The 17111-nt window shown below is 71.8% G+C and carries 15 protein-coding genes and 1 pseudogene; 10 read left to right on the top strand and 6 right to left on the bottom strand.

What is annotated here, in order from left to right:
* Positions 1-145 precede the first annotated feature (145 nt).
* The 5 genes and pseudogenes from NQO67_RS41140 to NQO67_RS41120 all read left to right on the top strand — a co-directional run bounded on the left by NQO67_RS41140 (position 146) and on the right by NQO67_RS41120 (position 5624).
* Positions 146-1528, top strand: coding sequence for an MFS transporter (locus NQO67_RS41140; RefSeq protein ID WP_255955703.1), 1383 nt, complete (start codon positions 146-148; stop codon positions 1526-1528).
* Positions 1525-2805 (top strand): aconitase X, encoded by a 1281-nt coding sequence (locus NQO67_RS41135; RefSeq protein WP_255955702.1) that lies wholly within the window; start codon positions 1525-1527, stop codon positions 2803-2805. The genes NQO67_RS41140 and NQO67_RS41135 overlap by 4 nt, the downstream gene beginning before the upstream one ends.
* Positions 2802-3353 (top strand): aconitase X swivel domain-containing protein, encoded by a 552-nt coding sequence (locus tag NQO67_RS41130; RefSeq protein ID WP_255955701.1) that lies wholly within the window; start codon positions 2802-2804, stop codon positions 3351-3353. The genes NQO67_RS41135 and NQO67_RS41130 overlap by 4 nt, the downstream gene beginning before the upstream one ends.
* An 87-nt stretch (positions 3354-3440) precedes the next feature.
* Positions 3441-3895: pseudogene (locus tag NQO67_RS41125) on the top strand (AEC family transporter); the annotation flags it as partial.
* A gap of 250 nt (positions 3896-4145) precedes the next feature.
* Complete coding sequence (locus NQO67_RS41120; protein WP_255955700.1) at positions 4146-5624, top strand: hydrolase; 1479 nt, start codon at positions 4146-4148, stop codon at positions 5622-5624.
* Between the two features lie 66 nt (positions 5625-5690).
* Here NQO67_RS41120 and NQO67_RS41115 read toward each other — a convergent pair whose 3' ends face one another.
* The 5 genes from NQO67_RS41115 to hemB all read right to left on the bottom strand — a co-directional run bounded on the left by NQO67_RS41115 (position 5691) and on the right by hemB (position 11157).
* A complete protein-coding gene (locus tag NQO67_RS41115) occupies positions 5691-6662 on the bottom strand; it encodes an NAD(P)/FAD-dependent oxidoreductase (RefSeq protein ID WP_255955707.1) in 972 nt (323 codons plus the stop codon).
* Positions 6663-6794: 132 nt separating this feature from the next.
* Positions 6795-8423, bottom strand: a complete 1629-nt coding sequence (locus NQO67_RS41110; RefSeq protein ID WP_255955698.1) for a carboxylesterase/lipase family protein — start codon at positions 8421-8423, stop codon at positions 6795-6797.
* 271 nt (positions 8424-8694) lie between these two features.
* Positions 8695-9336, bottom strand: a complete 642-nt coding sequence (locus tag NQO67_RS41105; RefSeq protein ID WP_305126904.1) for a GOLPH3/VPS74 family protein — start codon at positions 9334-9336, stop codon at positions 8695-8697.
* A gap of 128 nt (positions 9337-9464) precedes the next feature.
* Positions 9465-10127 carry a response regulator gene (locus NQO67_RS41100; RefSeq protein WP_255955696.1) on the bottom strand — a complete coding sequence of 221 codons (663 nt, stop codon included), beginning with the start codon at positions 10125-10127 and terminating at the stop codon, positions 9465-9467.
* Positions 10128-10167: 40 nt separating this feature from the next.
* Positions 10168-11157: a porphobilinogen synthase gene (hemB, locus tag NQO67_RS41095; protein ID WP_255955695.1), complete on the bottom strand. Its 990-nt coding sequence runs from the start codon at positions 11155-11157 to the stop codon at positions 10168-10170.
* A 192-nt stretch (positions 11158-11349) separates the two neighbouring features.
* On the opposite strand from hemB, the gene NQO67_RS41090 reads away from it, so the two are divergent.
* The 5 genes from NQO67_RS41090 to NQO67_RS41070 all read left to right on the top strand — a co-directional run bounded on the left by NQO67_RS41090 (position 11350) and on the right by NQO67_RS41070 (position 16441).
* Entirely contained in the window at positions 11350-11793 is a 444-nt protein-coding gene (locus NQO67_RS41090; protein ID WP_255955694.1) for a hypothetical protein, read from the top strand.
* Between the two features lie 209 nt (positions 11794-12002).
* Positions 12003-13118, top strand: coding sequence for a protein kinase family protein (locus tag NQO67_RS41085; protein ID WP_255955693.1), 1116 nt, complete (start codon positions 12003-12005; stop codon positions 13116-13118).
* Positions 13119-13412: 294 nt separating this feature from the next.
* Positions 13413-14057, top strand: a complete 645-nt coding sequence (locus NQO67_RS41080; RefSeq protein ID WP_255955692.1) for a DUF4360 domain-containing protein — start codon at positions 13413-13415, stop codon at positions 14055-14057.
* Positions 14058-14381: 324 nt separating this feature from the next.
* Complete coding sequence (locus NQO67_RS41075) at positions 14382-15581, top strand: DUF8814 domain-containing protein (protein WP_255955691.1); 1200 nt, start codon at positions 14382-14384, stop codon at positions 15579-15581.
* Between the two features lie 29 nt (positions 15582-15610).
* The gene (locus NQO67_RS41070; RefSeq protein ID WP_374119292.1) at positions 15611-16441 is read left to right on the top strand and encodes a M23 family metallopeptidase; all 831 of its coding nucleotides are present in this window, start codon (positions 15611-15613) and stop codon (positions 16439-16441) included.
* 54 nt (positions 16442-16495) lie between these two features.
* Here NQO67_RS41070 and NQO67_RS41065 read toward each other — a convergent pair whose 3' ends face one another.
* Entirely contained in the window at positions 16496-16957 is a 462-nt protein-coding gene (locus NQO67_RS41065) for an ATP-binding protein (protein ID WP_255955690.1), read from the bottom strand.
* Between the last annotated feature and the right edge of the window lie 154 nt (positions 16958-17111).

Genomic DNA, 17111 nt, shown 5'->3' with positions numbered 1-17111 from the left:
CCCCCGCCCCCCGACCCCCCCTGGTCCCCTCCCCCCCCGCATCCCCCCCCCCCCCCCCCACGCCCCCCCCGGGGGGGGCCCCCCCCCCCCCCCCCCCCCCCCCCCCGCCAGTCCCCTCCCCGTCCCCGGCCTTCAGGAGTCTGCGATGACGCTGTCCGAAGCCCGTTCCGCCGCTCGAGTCAGTGAAGCCGACGCGCGGCGTTCCGCTCGTGCGGGTGCGTTCTCGATGTTCGTCGACAGCTTCGACGTGTATCTGCCCGCTCTGGTGCTGCCCGCCGCCATGGCGTACTTCATGCCGAAGGGCATGCCCGCCGAGACCCGGGCCACCATGACCACGCTCATGTTCACCGTCGGACTGCTCGGCCGGCCCATCGGCAGTGTGATCTTCGGCAACATATCCGACCGTATCGGCCGCAAGCGGACCACGTTGATCAGCGGCTGGGGCTTCACCATCGCCACCCTGCTGATGGGGTTGCTGCCGGGGCATGCCGCCTGGGGCTACGGCGCCATCGCGGTCTTCGCGACTCTGCGCCTGATCAGCGGCGTCTTCCTGGCCGGCGGCTATGCGGCGCCGATGCCGCTCGCGCTGGAGCAGGCGGGGCCGGAGCGGCGTGGCTGGGTCGGCGGGCTGATCGGCGCCGGGGCGCCCGGCTCGTTCCTGGTGATCAACTCGCTGCTGCTGGTGATGCTGAACGTCGTGCCCGAGGGCAGCTTCCTCTCCTGGGGCTGGCGGCTGCCGTTCCTGCTCGGCTTCCTGCTGGGCCTGGTCTACCTGTGGTCGTACCGCAGGGTGCACGAGGACGCGGAGGTGTTCGCGCAGCGTCGTGCGGAGGGCGGGCGGCAGCCGGTCGTGGAGCTGTTCACCACGCACCGGAAGCTGATCCTCAGCGTGTTCCTGTTCACCTGCGGCTACTGGTTCGCCACGCAGATGTCGGTGTCGTTCCTGCCGACGCTGCTGGTGCAGGTGTTGGGGTCCAGCGCCAACCTGAGCACCACGGCCGAGCTGATCGCGTCCGTGCTGACCATCGCCCTGATCCTGGTGCTGGCGAAGGTCGGGCAGCGGATCGGGCGCCGGCGGCTGCTGATGATCTGGTCGCTGGTCATGACGTTCGTGGTGGGCGGCGCGTTCACGGCGCTCGCACTGGCCCGCGGCGGAGGTCAGCCCGCCTGGCTGACGGTGGTGATCTACCTGGTGGCGAAGGTGATTCCGTCCGCGCCGCTCGGCGTGATCCTGGCCTACCTGAACGAGCGCTTCCCGGCCGGCGTGCGGGCCAGCGGCTACGGCATCGGCTACATGTTCGGCCTCATCCTGCCCGGCCTGTACACGTTCGAGCTGCTCTGGCTGAGCAACCTGATGCCGTACGAGTACACCCCGATCGTGCTGATCGTCTTCGGCGGGCTGCTGATGCACATGGCGGTGCGCCGCGGACCCGAGACGAACCCGGTGACCGGTCCGGCCGACGCGGGCGCCACGGAAGCGCCGGCAGCGCTGGCCGCGGAGGGCATCGCGGCGGAGGGCACGCGATGAGGCTCAGCGACGACGAGAAGGCGATGCGGGACGGCGCCGAGGGCGCCGCGGTCGCGGCCGCGATGGACCTGCTGATCCGCTACGGCGAGGCGCTGGACGCCGAACGGCTCTGCGACACCCGCAATGTCGCGGGCACCACCACCCAGCCCTCGCCCGCCAAGGCCCGGCTGGTCGCCGAGGGCGGCTGGAGCAGGGCGTTCTCGGTGATCAGCCTCGATGCCGACGAGACGCTGGACATCCCGGACATGCGGGTGCCGACCTGCCAGCTCCAGCACGGCTTCGGCCCCGACTCGGTGGGCGTCGCGCCGTATCCGAAGGAGTTCGTGGAGCTCCAGACGCAGGCGGAGGCGTTCGCCGGGCGGCGCGGCGTCAACATCCTGGCCACCTGCACCCCGTACCAGGTGGGCAATCTGCCGGTGCGCGGCGAGCACTGCGCGTGGATGGAGTCGTCGGCGGTCGTGTACTGCAACTCGGTGCTGGGGGCGCGCACCAACTGCGAGGGCGGCGCCTCCACCGGTGCCGCGAGCCTCACCGGCAAGATCCCGTACTGGGGCAACCACATCCCCGAGAACCGCTTCGGCACCCATCTCGTGCGCGCCGACGTACCGGTGCGGGACTTCATGGACTGGGGGCTGCTCGGCTACTTCACGGGCGACCTGGTGCAGGAGGGGCGCCCGGTGATCACCGGCGAGTTCGCCCGGCCGGACCTGACCGACCTCAAGCACTTCGGGGCGGCGAGCGCGTCATCCGGCGGAGTGGAGCTCTACCACATTCCGGGCATCACCCCCGAAGCGGCCACCGTGGCGCAGGCGTTCGACGGCAGGCGGGTCCCCGACCCCCTGGTCTTCGGCGCCGCCGAGCGCCGTGCGGTCTACGAGAGCCTGAACAACCAGGGCACGTCGACCGACGTCGACTTCGTCCTGCTGGGCTGCCCGCACGCCTCCGTCGACCAGATACGGGCAGCGGCCCGCCTGCTGGACGGCAAGCGGCTGCACTCCGGAACCCAGCTGTGGATCATGGCCCCACGCGCCCTGAAGGACGTCGCCGACCGCAGCGGCTACACCGCCGTCATCGAGGCCGCCGGCGGGAAAGTGCTGGTCGACTCGTGCCCGGCCATGTCCCGTTCGGCGCCGCCCGGTACGAAGGTCTTCGCGACGGACTCGGCGAAGCAGGCCCACTACCTTCCGGCGATCCTCGGCATCGAGGCCTGGTTCGGCACCCTGGAGGACTGCATCGACGCGGCGGTCACCGGCCGCTGGGGAGGGGAACTCCGATGAGCACGACGCACGGTTCGGCACGGCCCACGGCCGGTCAGGCGGCACTCGGCACCGCGGCCGGTCAGGCGCCACTCGGCGCCCCGGACGCCGGGGCACACGTCGCCCACCGCGCCCCGGAGCCGTTCACCCTGCACGGCCGCACCGTCGTCCCCGGCGTGGTGGAGGGCGAGGCGCTGGTCTCGCACGAGACGATCTCCGGCTGGGGCGGCATCGACCCCGCGGCCGGCACCATCATCGAGCGCCGCCACGAACTCTTCGGCGTCTGCTTCACCGGCAGGATCCTCGTCTTCCCCGGCGCGAAGGGCTCCTCCGGCTGGTCCGGCTTCTTCCAGACCACCCGCCTCCTGGGCACCGCCCCCCTCGGCATGATCTTCACGGTGACCACGACGAAGTCGGCCCTGGGCGCCGTCGTCACCCGCGTCCCCACCCTCAGCGACCTCGACCGCGACCCGGTCACGACCATCCGCACCGGCGACTGGCTGCGGCTGGACGCGGACCGGGGGGTGGTGGAGGTGGTGCCGCGGGAGCGGCGGGGGCCGGGGGACTGACGGCTGACCCGCGACGCCTACCGGAGACGATCCGGCGAGGATTCAGAGGACTGAGACGCACCCCACCGCCCGGGAGACAGCCGCCGCGCCGCGGGCACGCCGTCCGGGGTCGCGGTGGTCGGCGGCCGGCTGGACCGTGCCAGGGCCCGTGCTGGCCCCGCTCACCCTGATGGGCAACCTGTCCGTGCCGGCCGTCCTGCTCGCTTTCGGCATCTCCCTGCGTGGCAGCGCCCTGCCGGGCCGCAGCGCGGAGCGCCATCCGGTGCTGCTCTCCGTCGTGCTCAAGTCCGTCGCCCAGCCGGTGGTCGCCTGGGTGCTCGGGGCGTGGGTCTTCCGGCTGGCGGGCGCCGACCTGCTGGACGTGGTGGTGATCGCGGCGCTGCCGGCCGCGCAGAACCTGTTCGCCTACGCCTCGCGTTACCAGGTGGCCGGGCTGCTCGCCCGCGAAGCCTCCCCCACTGCCTTCATGGCGTGGGAGGTACCCCCAGCTGTCGACGGCGGCGTCCGTACCCGTGCTGTGCGCCGTCGCGGCGGCGCTCGGCCGACCAGGCCGTCGGCCACGGCGTACGGGCGAGTCATGCGGACGCAGCCTGTTCAACGGCCCCCCGCCCTTGTACCGTTCGGTACGTCTCCCTGTTCTACGCGCGTCGGCCCGCACCCCCGGGCTCATGATCTACGCGCGCAGACGCACCCGCCAGAGTCGACCACCCCCCACGCAACAACCCCCCACCGCACCATCCGCACCGCCGCCACCATCCCGCCCCCGCCCCCCACTGTTCGGAGGTAAGACGGATGCCCGGAACCGGAACGTTTCGCCGTAGACCCGTCGCGGCCCTCGCCCTCGGTGGCCTGTTCGCCGCCGGGCTGGCCGCCGTCCAGACGTCCACCGCGCCGCACGCCACCGCGGACGCCACAGCCACCACCACCGCCGCTGCCGCCACGCACCGGGTCCTCTTCGACAACTCGAAGGCGGAGACCGCGGCCAACGCCGACTGGGTGATCAGCACCAGCCAGCCGGACCCGCTCGGCGAGGACGCCAGCCCGTCCGCCGAGACGGACTGGACCGGCGCGCTGTCGTCCTGGGGCGTCGCGTTGCAGAAGACCGGGGACTACAGCCTGAAGACGCTGTCCTCCGGCAGCAGCATCACCTACGGCACATCGGCCGCCACCGACCTGACGAACTTCGACACGTTCGTGCTGCCGGAGCCGAACGTGCTGCTCAGCGCGGCCGAGAAGACCGCCGTGATGAAGTTCGTGCAGAACGGCGGCGGACTGTTCATGATCTCCGACCACTCCGGCGCCGACCGCAACAACGACGGCGAGGACGCGGTCGAGGTCCTCAACGACCTGATGGCGAACAACACCGTCGACAGCACCGACCCGTTCGGCTTCTCCATCGACGCGATCGACGCCGGCACCGACAACCCGCGGGCCATCTCGGACTCCTCCAACCCGGTCCTGCACGGCAGCTTCGGCACGGTCACGGGCAGCATCCTGCGCAACGGCGCCACCGCCACGTTGAAGCCGTCGGACAACTCCGCCGTCAAGGGCCTGGTCTACCGCACCGGTTACTCGGGCAACACCGGCGCCTTCTTCGCCACCAGCACCTTCGGCACCGGCCGTGTCGCGTTCTGGGGCGACAGCTCCCCCGTCGACGACGGCACCGGGCACTCCGGCGACACCCTCTACGACGGCTGGAACGACCCGGCCGGCACCGACGCCGCGCTCGCGCTGAACGCGACGGCATGGCTGGCGGGCGACGGCAGCACGGGCGACCCCGGCGATCCGGGGGATCCCGGCACCTGCACCGCGGCCCAGCTGCTCGCCAACCCCGGCTTCGAGTCGGGCGACACCGCCTGGTCGGCATCCGGCAGCGTCATCACGAACGACTCCGGCGAGCCCGCCCGCACCGGCTCCTACAAGGCCTGGCTGGACGGTTACGGCACCGCGCACACCGACACGTTGTCCCAGCAGGTGAGCATCCCGGCCGGCTGCTCGGCGACTCTGAGCTACTACCTGCACATCGACACGGACGAGACCGGGTCCACTGCCTACGACTCCCTCAAGGCCCAGGTACTGAACTCCAGCGGCACCGTCCTCGCCACCCCGGCCACCTACACCAATCTGAACGCGGCCGGCGGCTTCACCCAGCACACCCTCGACCTGAGCGGCTACGCCGGCCAGAGCGTCACGATCAAGTTCACCGGCACGGAGGGCTCGAAGCTCCAGACGTCCTTCGTCCTCGACGACACCTCCCTGAACGTCCACTGAACGTCCGCCGACCGCACTCCCGGGGGTGGGTTCTTCCCACCGGGGCCCACCCCCACCCCACGCGCCTCAGCGAAGCTGCGACTGCGACTGCGACTGCGACTGCGGCTCCAACTCCGGCGCCAGCTCCAACTCCTCCATGATGAGGGCGTTGTTCACCGCTATCGCGGTGGTCGTGGCATGGCCGACCGACCCGGCGACGGTCAGGGACGGTCGGGCGCAACTGCCTGCCGCCCACACACCCGACACGCCGGTGCGGCCCTCGTCGTCGGCGACGATGGCGGCGGAGGAGACCTCGCAGCCCAGCGTCGCGGGCAGCTCGGTGGCCTGACGGCGCGTGGTGGCGGCGAACACCGCGGCCCGCTGGAGAACGGCACCGTTCGCGAAGGCGATCCCGTACAGTCGCCCGCCCTTCGAGACCACCCGGTCGACCGGCTCCTCGTGGACCGCGACTCCGGTCCGCCGCAGATGGTCGAGCTGCCCGCGCTCCAGCCCGGTCGGCCCGTTGCCGACCAGGGCGAGGTCTTCGGTGAAGCGCCGCAGCAGCAGGAGTTGCTGCCAGGCGCGCGGACCGCTGCCGACGACCGCGACCGGCTGGTCCCGGACCTCCCAGCCATGGCAGTAAGGGCACGAGACGACGTCCCCGCCCCACAGGTCGGCCAGCCCCGGCACCTCGGGCAGTTCTTCGACCACCCCCGTGGCGAACACCAGGGCCCGCGCTCGCAGCGGATCCGCGGTCCCGGTCTCCGTCCGCACCAGCCAGCGCCCGTCGGCCCGGTGCGCCGCGGTCACCGAAGCGGTGACGATCTCGGCGCCGTAGCCGCGGGCGTCCGAGCGTGCGCGGCCGAGCAGCTCATGGGGATCGATCCCCTCGTGACCGGCCAGGTTGTGCACCGCCGACGCTCCGGCGTTGCGCGGCGCGCCGGCATCCACGACGACAACGCTGCGCCGGGACCGCGCAAGTACGAGAGCGGCTTGGAGACCTGCCGCCCCGCCACCGATGACCACGACGTCGACATCTCGCTGAACGCTCGGATCCATCATGCGCCGAAGTAAATCGGCCGTCCATATTTCGGTCAATATCGTATCGACATGTGGACGTCCGTCGCAGCAGTCCAGCCCAATCGCATCCAGTCCCGTCCAGTCCCGTCCAGTGCCGTCCGTCCTGCCCAGTCAGGGCAGGGTGTTCCACAGGGCGCAGTGGTGGGCGGTGGCGGTCGTGTCCGTGGGGCCGGTGTGGTCCGGGACCAGGGACTGGACGGAATCGGCCGGCCAGGCGGGGGCGTTCGGGGAGTTGGGGTTGCCGGTACGGGCGAAACCGCTCCAGTAGTCGATCATGGTGTCGGCGAGACGGTGCTGGGCGGGGGTCATGGCGCGGGGCAGGCCGCCGAGGTCGAAGAGGTAGGTCAGCTCGCTGGCGTGCGGGGCGCCGAGCGGGAACGGGGTGGGCGTGGAGGTGAGCGGCGGGGCGTGCTCGTCGGCGAACTCGTAGCGCCAGAGAGGGACACGGCCCGCGAGGAGCGCGCCGGTTCGCAGGGTCGGGCAGGAGTAGTTGCCGTCTCCGATGACCGCGCCCAGGACCGGTCCGCCGTTCGTCTCGGTGACCGGGTAGGTGCGGGCGACGGTGGGAGCCTGGGCGGGGTCGGGAAGGAAGTCGGCCACCGTTTCGGGCCAGTTGGCGGGGGTGATGCGGACGCCGGCCTGGACGATGGCGGCGGCCCAGCCGTTTCCCTCGTCGTGGTTGGAGCCGATGAGGACGGGCACGTGGTGCACGGCACCGTGGGCCAGCGCGGTGCTCGGGTCGCGGGGCAGGAGGCCGGTGGCGTAGGCGGGCTGCTGGTCGACGTCCTGGGCGGCGAGCAGCCGCGCAGGGCTCACCCGTCGCAGGCAGGTCACGACGTGCCGGACGGCGCCGCAGCCCACCGCCTTCGCCAGCTTCGCCCCGGCGGCGTCGGCCGCCGTGCGGGAGATGGCGGACGGCGCGAAGGGGCGGTCGGCGCGGCCGGTGCACGGTCCGCTCTCGATGAGGGCGCGGTCGAACAGGCCGACGGCGGTGGGCGAGGCGAGCTGGGCGCACACGCTGAAGCCGCCTGCGGACTCGCCGGCCAGGGTGAGGTTGTGCCGGTCCCCGCCGAACGCGCCGATGTTCGCGCGCACCCAGCGCAGCGCCGCCTGCTGGTCGGCGAGTCCGAAGGTGCCGGAGCCCGGCAGGCCGCCGTGGGCCAGGAAGCCGAGGGCGCCGAGGCGGTAGTTGAGGGTGACCACCACGACGTTGCCGCGCGTGGCGAGGCGATGGGCGTCGTAGGAACTGCCCGCGCCGGTGCTGAAGCCACCGCCGTGCACCCACACGATCACGGGCATCGGGCGGTCCGGACGGGCGGCGTCGGGCGCGGTCACGTTCAGGTAGAGGCAGTCCTCGTCGACGCTGCCACCGGGTACCTCGCCGGCCGGCTGCGGGCAGGCGCTGGCGGGGCGGGTGGCGTCCCGCACGCCCCGCCACGGGGACGCGGGGTGCGGTGGCGCCCAGCGCAGGGAGCCGACCGGAGGCGCGGCGTACGGGATGCCGTCGAAGGTGCGGTAGCCCTCCCCCGCGGTGCCGCGCACGGCACCGGCCCGGGTGCGCACGACGGGTGTGCCGGAGGTGACGGGAGCGCTGGAGGTGACGGGGGCGTTGGAGGTGACGGGAGCGCTGGAGGTGACGGGGGCGTTGGAGGGAACGGTGGCGGTGGGTGAGCCGGGTGCGGCAACCTGCCGGGCCTCGGGTGTCCCCGCCCGGGCCGGCGTCGCGGCGAAGGCCAACACGGCACACGCCAGCACCGCCGTCCACCGCCCCACTCGCCCCACTCGCCCCACTCGCGCTACTGGCTCCACTCGCCCCACTCGCCCCACTCGCGCTACTGGCTCCACTCGCCCCACTCGCCCCACTCGCGCTACTGGCCCCACTCGCGCTGGTCGCGCTGCTCGCGCAACTCGCCCTGCTCGCCCTAATGCCATCGGTGTACGCCTTCCAACTCGGATCGGGTGCTCGCGGGGGGAGGATGAGGGAGGAGGGATGAGGGAGACGGGAGGCGGATCAGCTCCCGCCCATACCCCCCTGCGCGGCGATCATGGTGGTGCGCAGGCCGCGCACGGCCGTCTCCAGCCCCGGCGCGAGTTCCCCGAGCCGGCCGGTCAGGTCGTCGATCCGCGCATGGTGCCGGCGCTGGTCCGGTCCGGACAGCACGGAGCCGATCCGGCCGGCGGCGGCCAGCGCCACCAGCGCGGCATCCTCCGGGGCGACCTCGTGTGCCGAAGTGGTGGCGTGCAGGACCGCGGTCACGTGCGCGCGCAACGCCCGTACGGTGCCCGGGTCCTGCACCGTCGTATGCCGTCCGGACAGCACCGGGATCCGGCCCGGCGCGACGGTGAGCCGTCCGCCGGCCGCAAGCTGGTCCTCGACGTCGTGCAGGGTCTGCGTCCGGTGTCGCCGCGCCAGGTGCTTCCAGCCGTGCGCGGCCGCGGCCACCTCGTCCAGCACACGGTCCAGGACCGGATCGCCGACCGGTCCGGGTTCGGTCACCCGCACCTCACCTTCGCGCTCCGCCAGATGGCCGCGCAGGGTGAGGTCGACGAGTGCGGCGACGCGGACGAGGAATCCGGTGCGGGTGCGGTCGTAGGGGCCGCGCGCCGCCTCGTCGTAGGCCAGCAGGTACATCCGGTAGGGCAGGGCATCCATCACACCTGCGACGCTACGGCGCCACCGCCGGCCCGTGATCGGCCTGGCGGCGCACTTCGGGATGGACCACGAGGATCACCCGCCGGGCGTCTCCTCCTTGAGGAGGACGGTCCCGTCCTGGGAGGGGCTCACGAACCGCGCGGCCGAACGAGACCGTGGTCATAGGCGGCGACCACCGCCTGGACGCGATCCCGCAGGCCCAGCTTGCGCAGCACCGCGGCAACGTGCCGCTTGACCGTGGCCTCGGACAGGGACAGCCGACGGGCTATCTCCGCGTTGGACAGCGCCTGCCCGATCAGGGTGAGCACCTCGATCTCGCGTGCGGACAGGCCCGCCAGCGCGGGCGGCGTCGTGGGCCCGTCCGGCGCGGTGCGCAGGAACCGCTCCAGCAGACGGCCGGTCAGGCCCGGTGCGAGCAGCGTGTCGCCGCGCACCGCGGCCCGGATCGCCGCCACCAGCTCGGTGGACTCCATCTCCTTGAGCAGGAAGCCGCTGGCGCCCGCCCGCAGCGCCGCCAGCACGTGCTCGTCCTCGTCGAACGTGGTCAGCATCAGGACCCTGGCCGCGCTGCCGGAGGCCACGATCTGCCGGGTGGCCTCGATCCCGTCCATGCCGGGCATCCGGAGGTCCATCAGCACCACGTCCGGCCGCATGCGGTCGATCACCTGCAACGCCTGCCGGCCGTCTCCCGCCTCGCCCACCACCGCCAGGCCGTCCCAGGAGTCGATCACCAGACGGAAGCCGGTACGCAGCAGTTCTTCGTCGTCGGCGATCACGACCCGGATCGTCATGAACGGCATCCCATCAAACAGCGTTCGTGCGCGTCCAGGATCAGAGCCGGCGTGCGACCTCCGTCGCCCAGTACGTCAGGATCATGCTCGCGCCGGCCCGCTTGATGCCGAGCAGGGTCTCCATGATCGCTGCGTCGCGGTCGATCCAACCCCGTTGCGCGGCGGCCTCGATCATCGCGTACTCGCCGGAGATCTGGTACGCGGCCACCGGCACGTCGGCGGCGTCCGCGACCCGGGCCAGGATGTCCAGGTAGGGGCCCGCGGGCTTGACCATCACCATGTCGGCGCCCTCTTCGAGGTCGAGGGCGAGTTCGCGCAGGGAGTCACGGGCGTTGGCCGGGTCCTGCTGGTAGGTCTTGCGGTCGCCCTGCAACGAGGAGGCGACGGCCTCCCGGAAGGGCCCGAAGAACGCGGAGGAGTACTTGACGGTGTAGGCGAGGATCGCCACGTCCTGGTGGCCGGCCCCGTCGAGGGCGGACCGGATGACGCCGATCTGGCCGTCCATCATGCCGCTCGGCCCGACGACATGGGCCCCGGCCCCGGCCTGCACCCGGGCCATCTCCGCGTACCGCTCCAGGGTGGCGTCGTTGTCGACGCGGCCCTGCGCGTCGAGGACACCGCAGTGGCCGTGGTCGGTGAACTCGTCCAGGCACAGGTCCGACATCACGAGCAGCTCGTCGCCGACCTCGGCACGCACATCGCGCAGCGCCTGCTGCAAGATCCCGTCCGGGTCGGTCCCGACGGACCCGACGGCGTCCTTCTTGGCGTCCTCCGGCACCCCGAACAGCATGATCCCGGAGACTCCCGCGGCCACGGCCTCGGCGGCGGCCTTGCGCAGGCTGTCACGGGTGTGCTGGTACACGCCGGGCATCGAGCCGATCTCCACGGGTGCGCTGATGCCCTCCCGCACGAAGGCGGGGAGGATCAGGTCGGCCGGGTGCAGCCGGGTCTCGGCCACCATGCGCCGCATCACCGGGGAGCGGCGCAGCCGCCGGGGCCGCGCCGCGGGGAAGGAACCGTACGTCGTCATGCTCCCTACGCTACGCCCGGTGCACGGCCCGTCCGCCGGCCCCCACCCGGTCGGTGCGCCCCCACAGCGCCCCACCGCGGCCCCGCTCCGCACAGATCGAGATGCAGGCACGGGCAACCCATGCATAACCTGAATTTTGTGCCCAAAAGGCACGAAAAACCACAGCTTGCAAGCCAGACGAGGTGAAGCGCCATGCAAAGCACCAGGAAGCCCTTCCGCGTCCGCACCGCCCTCGTGGCCTGCACCTGCGCCGGCCTGCTGGCCGGCGGGGCCGGTGCCGCGTTCGCGACGCCCGCGGCGGCGTCGCACGCGCCTCAGGGCACGACGACGCAGAGTCCCTCGCCCAGTCCGACGGCCGCGGCCTCCATCACCCTCCTCGTGGTCCCCAGCACCGCGACCGCCGGCGACACCGTCGTGATGACCGGCCAGACCAAGGGGCTCAACCCCGGGGACGAGCTGACCGTGGAGATGCAGGGCAGCAACGGCCAGTGGAAGCCGTTGGACAACGTCAAGACGACCGTGAACCACGACGGCCGCTACAACGCGACCGCCAAGCTGACCACCAAGGGCACGGTGAAGGTACGCGTCGTGCACGGCTCGACCGCGTCGACGCCGGTGTCCGTGACCGTCAACTGACGGCGCCGCCCGGTCTCCACCCCTCCTCTCCGCGACGTGCGCCGCGGAGGGGAGCCGGCTTCCCCGGCCCCGGGTGCGGCATGCCTGGGTAAGGTCACCGAGGCACCTGAGACGCTCGCCCACGACCTCGCGCCGAGGTCACGTGCGTCCTCGTGACCGTCCGTCCCCCTGCTGCCGGAGCCGGGAGACCAGCGGACCCTGGAGCGCCCGTGGAAGAGACCCGAGCCCGGCACGAGGCCCGAGCCCGGTACCGGGCACGCCGGCACGCGCACGTGACCGTCGGCACCCGCCTGTCCCTGTACGGCGACCGCCGGCTCGGCGACGCCGTGGCCGCCGCGCCGCCGCTCGGTTCCGGGTTCGGCGGCAGGTCGTCGGAGCTGGAGGTCGAGGGCGAGAGGGTGTTCGTCAAGCGGATCCCGCTGACCGACCTCGAGTTGCGGCCCGAGCACGTCCGGTCGACGGCGAACCTCTTCGAGTTGCCGTTGTTCTACCAGTACGGGGTCGGGTCGCACGGCTTCGGCGCCTGGCGGGAACTGGCCGCACACATCATGACCACCGGCTGGGTCCTGAACGACGACTACGCCGGCTTCCCGCTCCTGCACCACTGGCGGGTGCTGCCGGACCGGCCGCCCACCGGGTTCGTCGACGAGTTCGGCGGCATCGACGGAGCGGTGGCGCACTGGGAGGGGTCACCCGCCGTGCGTCGGCGCCTGGAGGCCGTCGGCCGGGCCTCCGCCAGCCTGGTGCTCTTCCTCGAACACGTACCGCAAACGCTCGCCACCTGGCTCGCCGACGCACGCACGGCACCCGAACCGGACGAGGCGACCGTGGGTTCGGCGTACCGATGGGTGGAGGACGCGCTCGCGCACGGGACCTCGTTCATGAGCTCACGCGGCCTGGTCCACTTCGACGCCCACTTCGCCAACCTCCTCACCGACGGCCGGCAGGTCTACTTCGCCGACCTCGGACTGGCGCTGAGCCGGGACTTCGAACTGGCACCGCAGGAGACGGCCTTCCTCACCGACCACCTGCCGTACGACCGCTGCTACGCCCCCACGCATCTGCTCCGCCATCACCTGCCCGACGGCCTGCGCGGCAGCCTCGCACCCGAGGAGTTCCTCCGCGCCTGGGTCGCCGGCCGCCGGCCCGACGGAGTTCCGCCCGGGATCGCCGCGCTCATCGACCGCCACGCCCGACCCGCCCTCGTCCTGGACGACTTCCACCGCCGCCTGCTCACGGAGAGCAAGAAGACCCCGTTCCCGGCGCACGCACTCCGGCTGGCCATGAGCAGCGGTCCCGGCCTCGCACACGCACCGACGGCGTAGCGCCGCCACCCCAGGAACCGGGCAGGCAGCCCGCCCGCCACCCCGCACCACGCCACCCCGCACCACCGGCATCCGGTCATATGCCCCTGTCCTTACCGGTGATTTCCGCCGCCGCGCCCGGGAATCTCATGCATCGCACAGGCACCGCCTTCCGGGGTTCCATCGCGGGCATGCGCCCCCCTAGGATGATGGGAGCGCTCCCACCTTGGTCGGAGTCGCTCCCTCCGCTCACGTCACCACGCCGTGCCGTGTTCCTCGGCACGGCTCCCCCCGTATGCAACCGATGGGAGAACCATGCCTAAAATCCTTGCCGCCGGTGGAGCGGCCGTGGCGTTGTTCGCCGCGGCACTTTCCGCACAGGGCGCACAGGCCGCGACGACGCCGGACGCCGCGCCGTCCGAGGCCACGCAGGTCAGCATCGAGAGCGTCAACGGCTCGGGCTGTCCGGCAGGGACGGCCAGAGTCAGCGTCGCGTCGGACAACAGCACCCTCACCGTGACCTACAGCAACTACTACGCATTGGCGGGCATCGGCGCCGAGCCGACCGACGCCCGGAAGAACTGCCAGCTCATCCTGGACGTCGAAGCCCCGGCGGGCTACACGTACGCCATCTTCGGCCTGGACTACAGCGGCCACGCCCACATCGAGGCGGGGGCCACCGGGTCCCAGCGGTCGGAGTACTTCTTCCAGGGCTCGACGAGCGGTGTGGTCAAGTCCCACACCATCACAGGCCCGTACGACGGGGACTGGAGCACCTCGGACGACACCTCCGACCAGCTCGTCTGGGCACCCTGTGACGCCCAGCGGTACCTGAACGTCAACACGGAACTCCGCGTGGACGCCGGGACCTCGGACACGCAGCACTCGTCCAGCCTGATCGCGATGCGTTCGACGGACGCCCCCGCCAGCACGTACCACCTCACCTGGAAGAAGTGCTAGGGCAGCCGATCAGGAGCAGGATCAGGGTTATTGACCAGGACCAGCGATCAGCGATCAGGTCAGTGACCGGCCGGCCGGTCAGCGCACCCCAGGGGCATCTTTCACCGAACACCGGCATCTTTCACCGGACATCCTTGTCAGGTGCACGCCCTCCCCTTAGCGTGGCGGTCGCTCTGTGAATCAGGAGACACAGGGTGAAGATCCCCATTAGTGGGGCCCTACGCGGAAAGGGGGCCGCGCATGCGCGGTTTAGGGAGTAGACGAAAGGGACACATAGGCCGCCGCACACAGGTGGCGGCCGCGGGTGCGTTCGCCCTGTTGTGCGTGGCGGGCGCATCCGGCCAGGCGACCGCGGCGGCTCCGGAACCCACCTCCGGTGCCGCCGCAGTCGTCTCCTGGCAGGCGGACCTGTCGAAGGTCGGCTCGGACGACGTCAACGTCCGCTACGCCGCAGGGGACCTGAAGGTGCACGCCAAGGGCTTCCACCCGGCGTCCGACGGTGCCGGCGCCGGATACGGAACCGAGTTGCTCTCCGCCCACGGGCTCGACACCCCGGTCAACCGCGTGCGCGCCGACCTCGACGCGGCCGTGCCCTCCGGCGCCGATGTCGTCGTGGACGTCCGGGGCCGGGCGAGCGACGGAACCTGGACCGAGTGGCGGACCGCAGCGGACGGCACCGCGGCGGTGCTGCCGCGGCCGGTGACGCAGGTGCAGGCACGGATCACCTTCGACGACCCGACGGGCCGCGCCGCGGTGCACGGTCTGCGACTGAGCGCTGACAACGTTGCCCGGCCCCGCTCGGCGACCACGGCGACGGCCGCGTTCAGCTCGACGGTGTACGCCACCCGCGAGGGCCTGGTGGGCGGCACCACCGCGAACGGGCACGTGATCAAGAGCAACGACCACTTCGTGGCCCTGCCGTCGCGGCGCGGACTGTCGCCGAACGGCAGCTCGGCGTACTCGGTCGAGGTCTGCGGCCCGGCCCGCTGCGAGACGGCGCCGGTGTGGGACGTCGGCCCCTGGAACATCCACGACGATTACTGGAACCCCTCCGCGACCCGCGAGCAGTTCAAGGACCTGGCGCAGGGGCTGCCCGAGGCGCAGGCCGCCTACCAGAACGGCTACAACGGCGGTAAGGACGGCTCCGGCCGCACGGTGTCCAACCCCGCCGGCATCGACCTCGCGGACGGCACGTTCTACAACATCGGCCTGAACAACAACGGCTGGGTGACCGTCACCTACCTGTGGACGGGCGACGGCGGCGGCAGCACCGGAACCAGCTTCCCGACCTGGGGCTCGGGCGTGAACATCCGCGCCGACGCCACCACCGACTCGTCCGTCGTCGCCACGCTGTCGGGCCCGACGCAGGTCAACGTGGAGTGCCAGAAGCACGGCCAGACGGTGACGTACGACGGCTACACCAACGACGCCTGGTCGTACCTGCCCGACTACAAGGGCTACATCTCCAACATCTTCATCGCCGTCGACGACCAGTGGCTCCCCGGGGTCCCCGAATGCGCATGAGGACGACGAGGATGCGGAGGACGCAGAGCATGCAGAAGACGCGGAGGGTGCCGAAGACGCAGGGGGTGCAGTCGACCCGGCTGAAGCGTTTCGCGGCGACCCTCGGCGCCCTGCTCGCCGCCACCATCGGCATGATCGTCCTGCCCGTGCAGGCGCACGCGGAGCCGACCTTCAAGGCACCGTTCCCGTGCGGCCAGAAGTGGACCTACGCCCACTTCTCCGGCGAGGTACGCCGCGCGTTGGACTTCATCCGCGCCGACGGCGGCACCACCAACGGAACCCCCGTACTGGCCTCCGCGGCCGGCACGGCGACCCGGCTGTCGGAGCCCGGCGGTGCGGGCAACTACATCGCCATCGACCACGGCGGCGGCTGGAAGACGTACTACTTCCACCTGTCCGCCTACTCGGTGCCGAGCGGCGCCCAGGTGGCGCAGGGCCAGCAGATCGGTGTCACCGGCAGCACCGGCAACACCACCGGGCCGCACATCCACTACGAGCAGCTGCTCAACGGAGTCGGGCAGACCATCCGCATCAACGGCACCGCCCTGCCCTACCCCTCGTCGTACAACCAGTCCTATCTGACCAGCGACAACGGCTGCGGAGACGGCACGGGCACGCCCTACATGACCTGGGGAACCGACGTGCGCGTGCACGCCGACGCCACCCTCGACTCGCCCGTCGTCACCACGCTCCCCGGTCCCACCTCGGTCATCGTCGTCTGCCAGAAGCAGGGCGACACGGTCACCGCCGAGGGCTACACCAACAACTGGTGGAGCAAGCTGCGCGACCAGGGCGGTTTCATCACCAACATCTACATCAACGATCCGAACGCCAAGCTCCCGGGCGTGCCCGAGTGCTGACACGGTGGCCCGCGGTCCTGCCGCGGGCCACCCCCGCCCGCCCCCGTTCGACCTTCACGTCACGGGCGGCAGGTCGATCTCCGCCCACACGGTCTTGCGCGGCACCGGCCCGCACCGCACACCCCACCGGTCCGCCAACTCCCCCACCAGCAGCAACCCGCGCCCGCAGTCGGCAAGCGGGTCGTCGGCGGCGCGCCCCGGCACGGGCAGTTCCGCACCCCGGGTGTCGGTGACCTCGATCCGCAGTGCCCCCGCCACGGTCACGCTCATGCCGAACAGGAAGTTCCGTCCCTGCACGCGGCCGTGCGTGACGGCGTTCGCGGCGAGTTCGGCCACGAGGAGCCGCGCCGGGTCCGGCGCGAGGCCCCAGGTGCAGAGCCGGGCGGTGGCCAGCAGCCGGGCGAGACGGGCACCGCGGGGGGTGGCGGAGAGCGGTACGGAGTATTCGAACCCCGGTTCAGGCGCCGTTCCATGCTGGGTTCGATCACTCACGGTGGTGATGTTCTGACGGTTCATGTCGCTCAGCGTGTTCGCGTGTGCCTAGCGTGTGAAGCAATGGCGCCCGTGCGGACGGGGTTGTCCGCGGGTCCCCCGGTTCCGTACGGGCTGTACGGGGTGACCGGGCACGGGCGTCCGGGGTTGGACACGCAAGCACACGATGGGGAGGCGG

This window comes from Streptomyces odontomachi, from assembly GCF_024435355.1.
GTDB classification, from domain to species: Bacteria; Actinomycetota; Actinomycetes; order Streptomycetales; family Streptomycetaceae; genus Streptomyces; species Streptomyces odontomachi.
This window is presented reverse-complemented; position numbering and strand designations above follow the sequence as displayed.

What these genes read in the sequence shown, in the direction of transcription:
- NQO67_RS41140 (WP_255955703.1), top strand. Translation starts at nt 146, where the DNA reads ATGACGCTGTCCGAAGCCCGTTCCGCCGCTCGAGTCAGTGAAGCCGAC.
- NQO67_RS41135 (WP_255955702.1), top strand. Translation starts at nt 1,525, where the DNA reads ATGAGGCTCAGCGACGACGAGAAGGCGATGCGGGACGGCGCCGAGGGC.
- NQO67_RS41130 (WP_255955701.1), top strand. Translation starts at nt 2,802, where the DNA reads ATGAGCACGACGCACGGTTCGGCACGGCCCACGGCCGGTCAGGCGGCA.
- NQO67_RS41120 (WP_255955700.1), top strand. Translation starts at nt 4,146, where the DNA reads ATGCCCGGAACCGGAACGTTTCGCCGTAGACCCGTCGCGGCCCTCGCC.
- NQO67_RS41115 (WP_255955707.1), bottom strand. Translation starts at nt 6,662, where the DNA reads ATGGATCCGAGCGTTCAGCGAGATGTCGACGTCGTGGTCATCGGTGGC.
- NQO67_RS41105 (WP_305126904.1), bottom strand. Translation starts at nt 9,336, where the DNA reads ATGGATGCCCTGCCCTACCGGATGTACCTGCTGGCCTACGACGAGGCG.
- NQO67_RS41100 (WP_255955696.1), bottom strand. Translation starts at nt 10,127, where the DNA reads ATGACGATCCGGGTCGTGATCGCCGACGACGAAGAACTGCTGCGTACC.
- hemB (WP_255955695.1), bottom strand. Translation starts at nt 11,157, where the DNA reads ATGACGACGTACGGTTCCTTCCCCGCGGCGCGGCCCCGGCGGCTGCGC.
- NQO67_RS41090 (WP_255955694.1), top strand. Translation starts at nt 11,350, where the DNA reads ATGCAAAGCACCAGGAAGCCCTTCCGCGTCCGCACCGCCCTCGTGGCC.
- NQO67_RS41080 (WP_255955692.1), top strand. Translation starts at nt 13,413, where the DNA reads ATGCCTAAAATCCTTGCCGCCGGTGGAGCGGCCGTGGCGTTGTTCGCC.
- NQO67_RS41070 (WP_374119292.1), top strand. Translation starts at nt 15,611, where the DNA reads ATGCAGAAGACGCGGAGGGTGCCGAAGACGCAGGGGGTGCAGTCGACC.
- NQO67_RS41065 (WP_255955690.1), bottom strand. Translation starts at nt 16,957, where the DNA reads ATGAACCGTCAGAACATCACCACCGTGAGTGATCGAACCCAGCATGGA.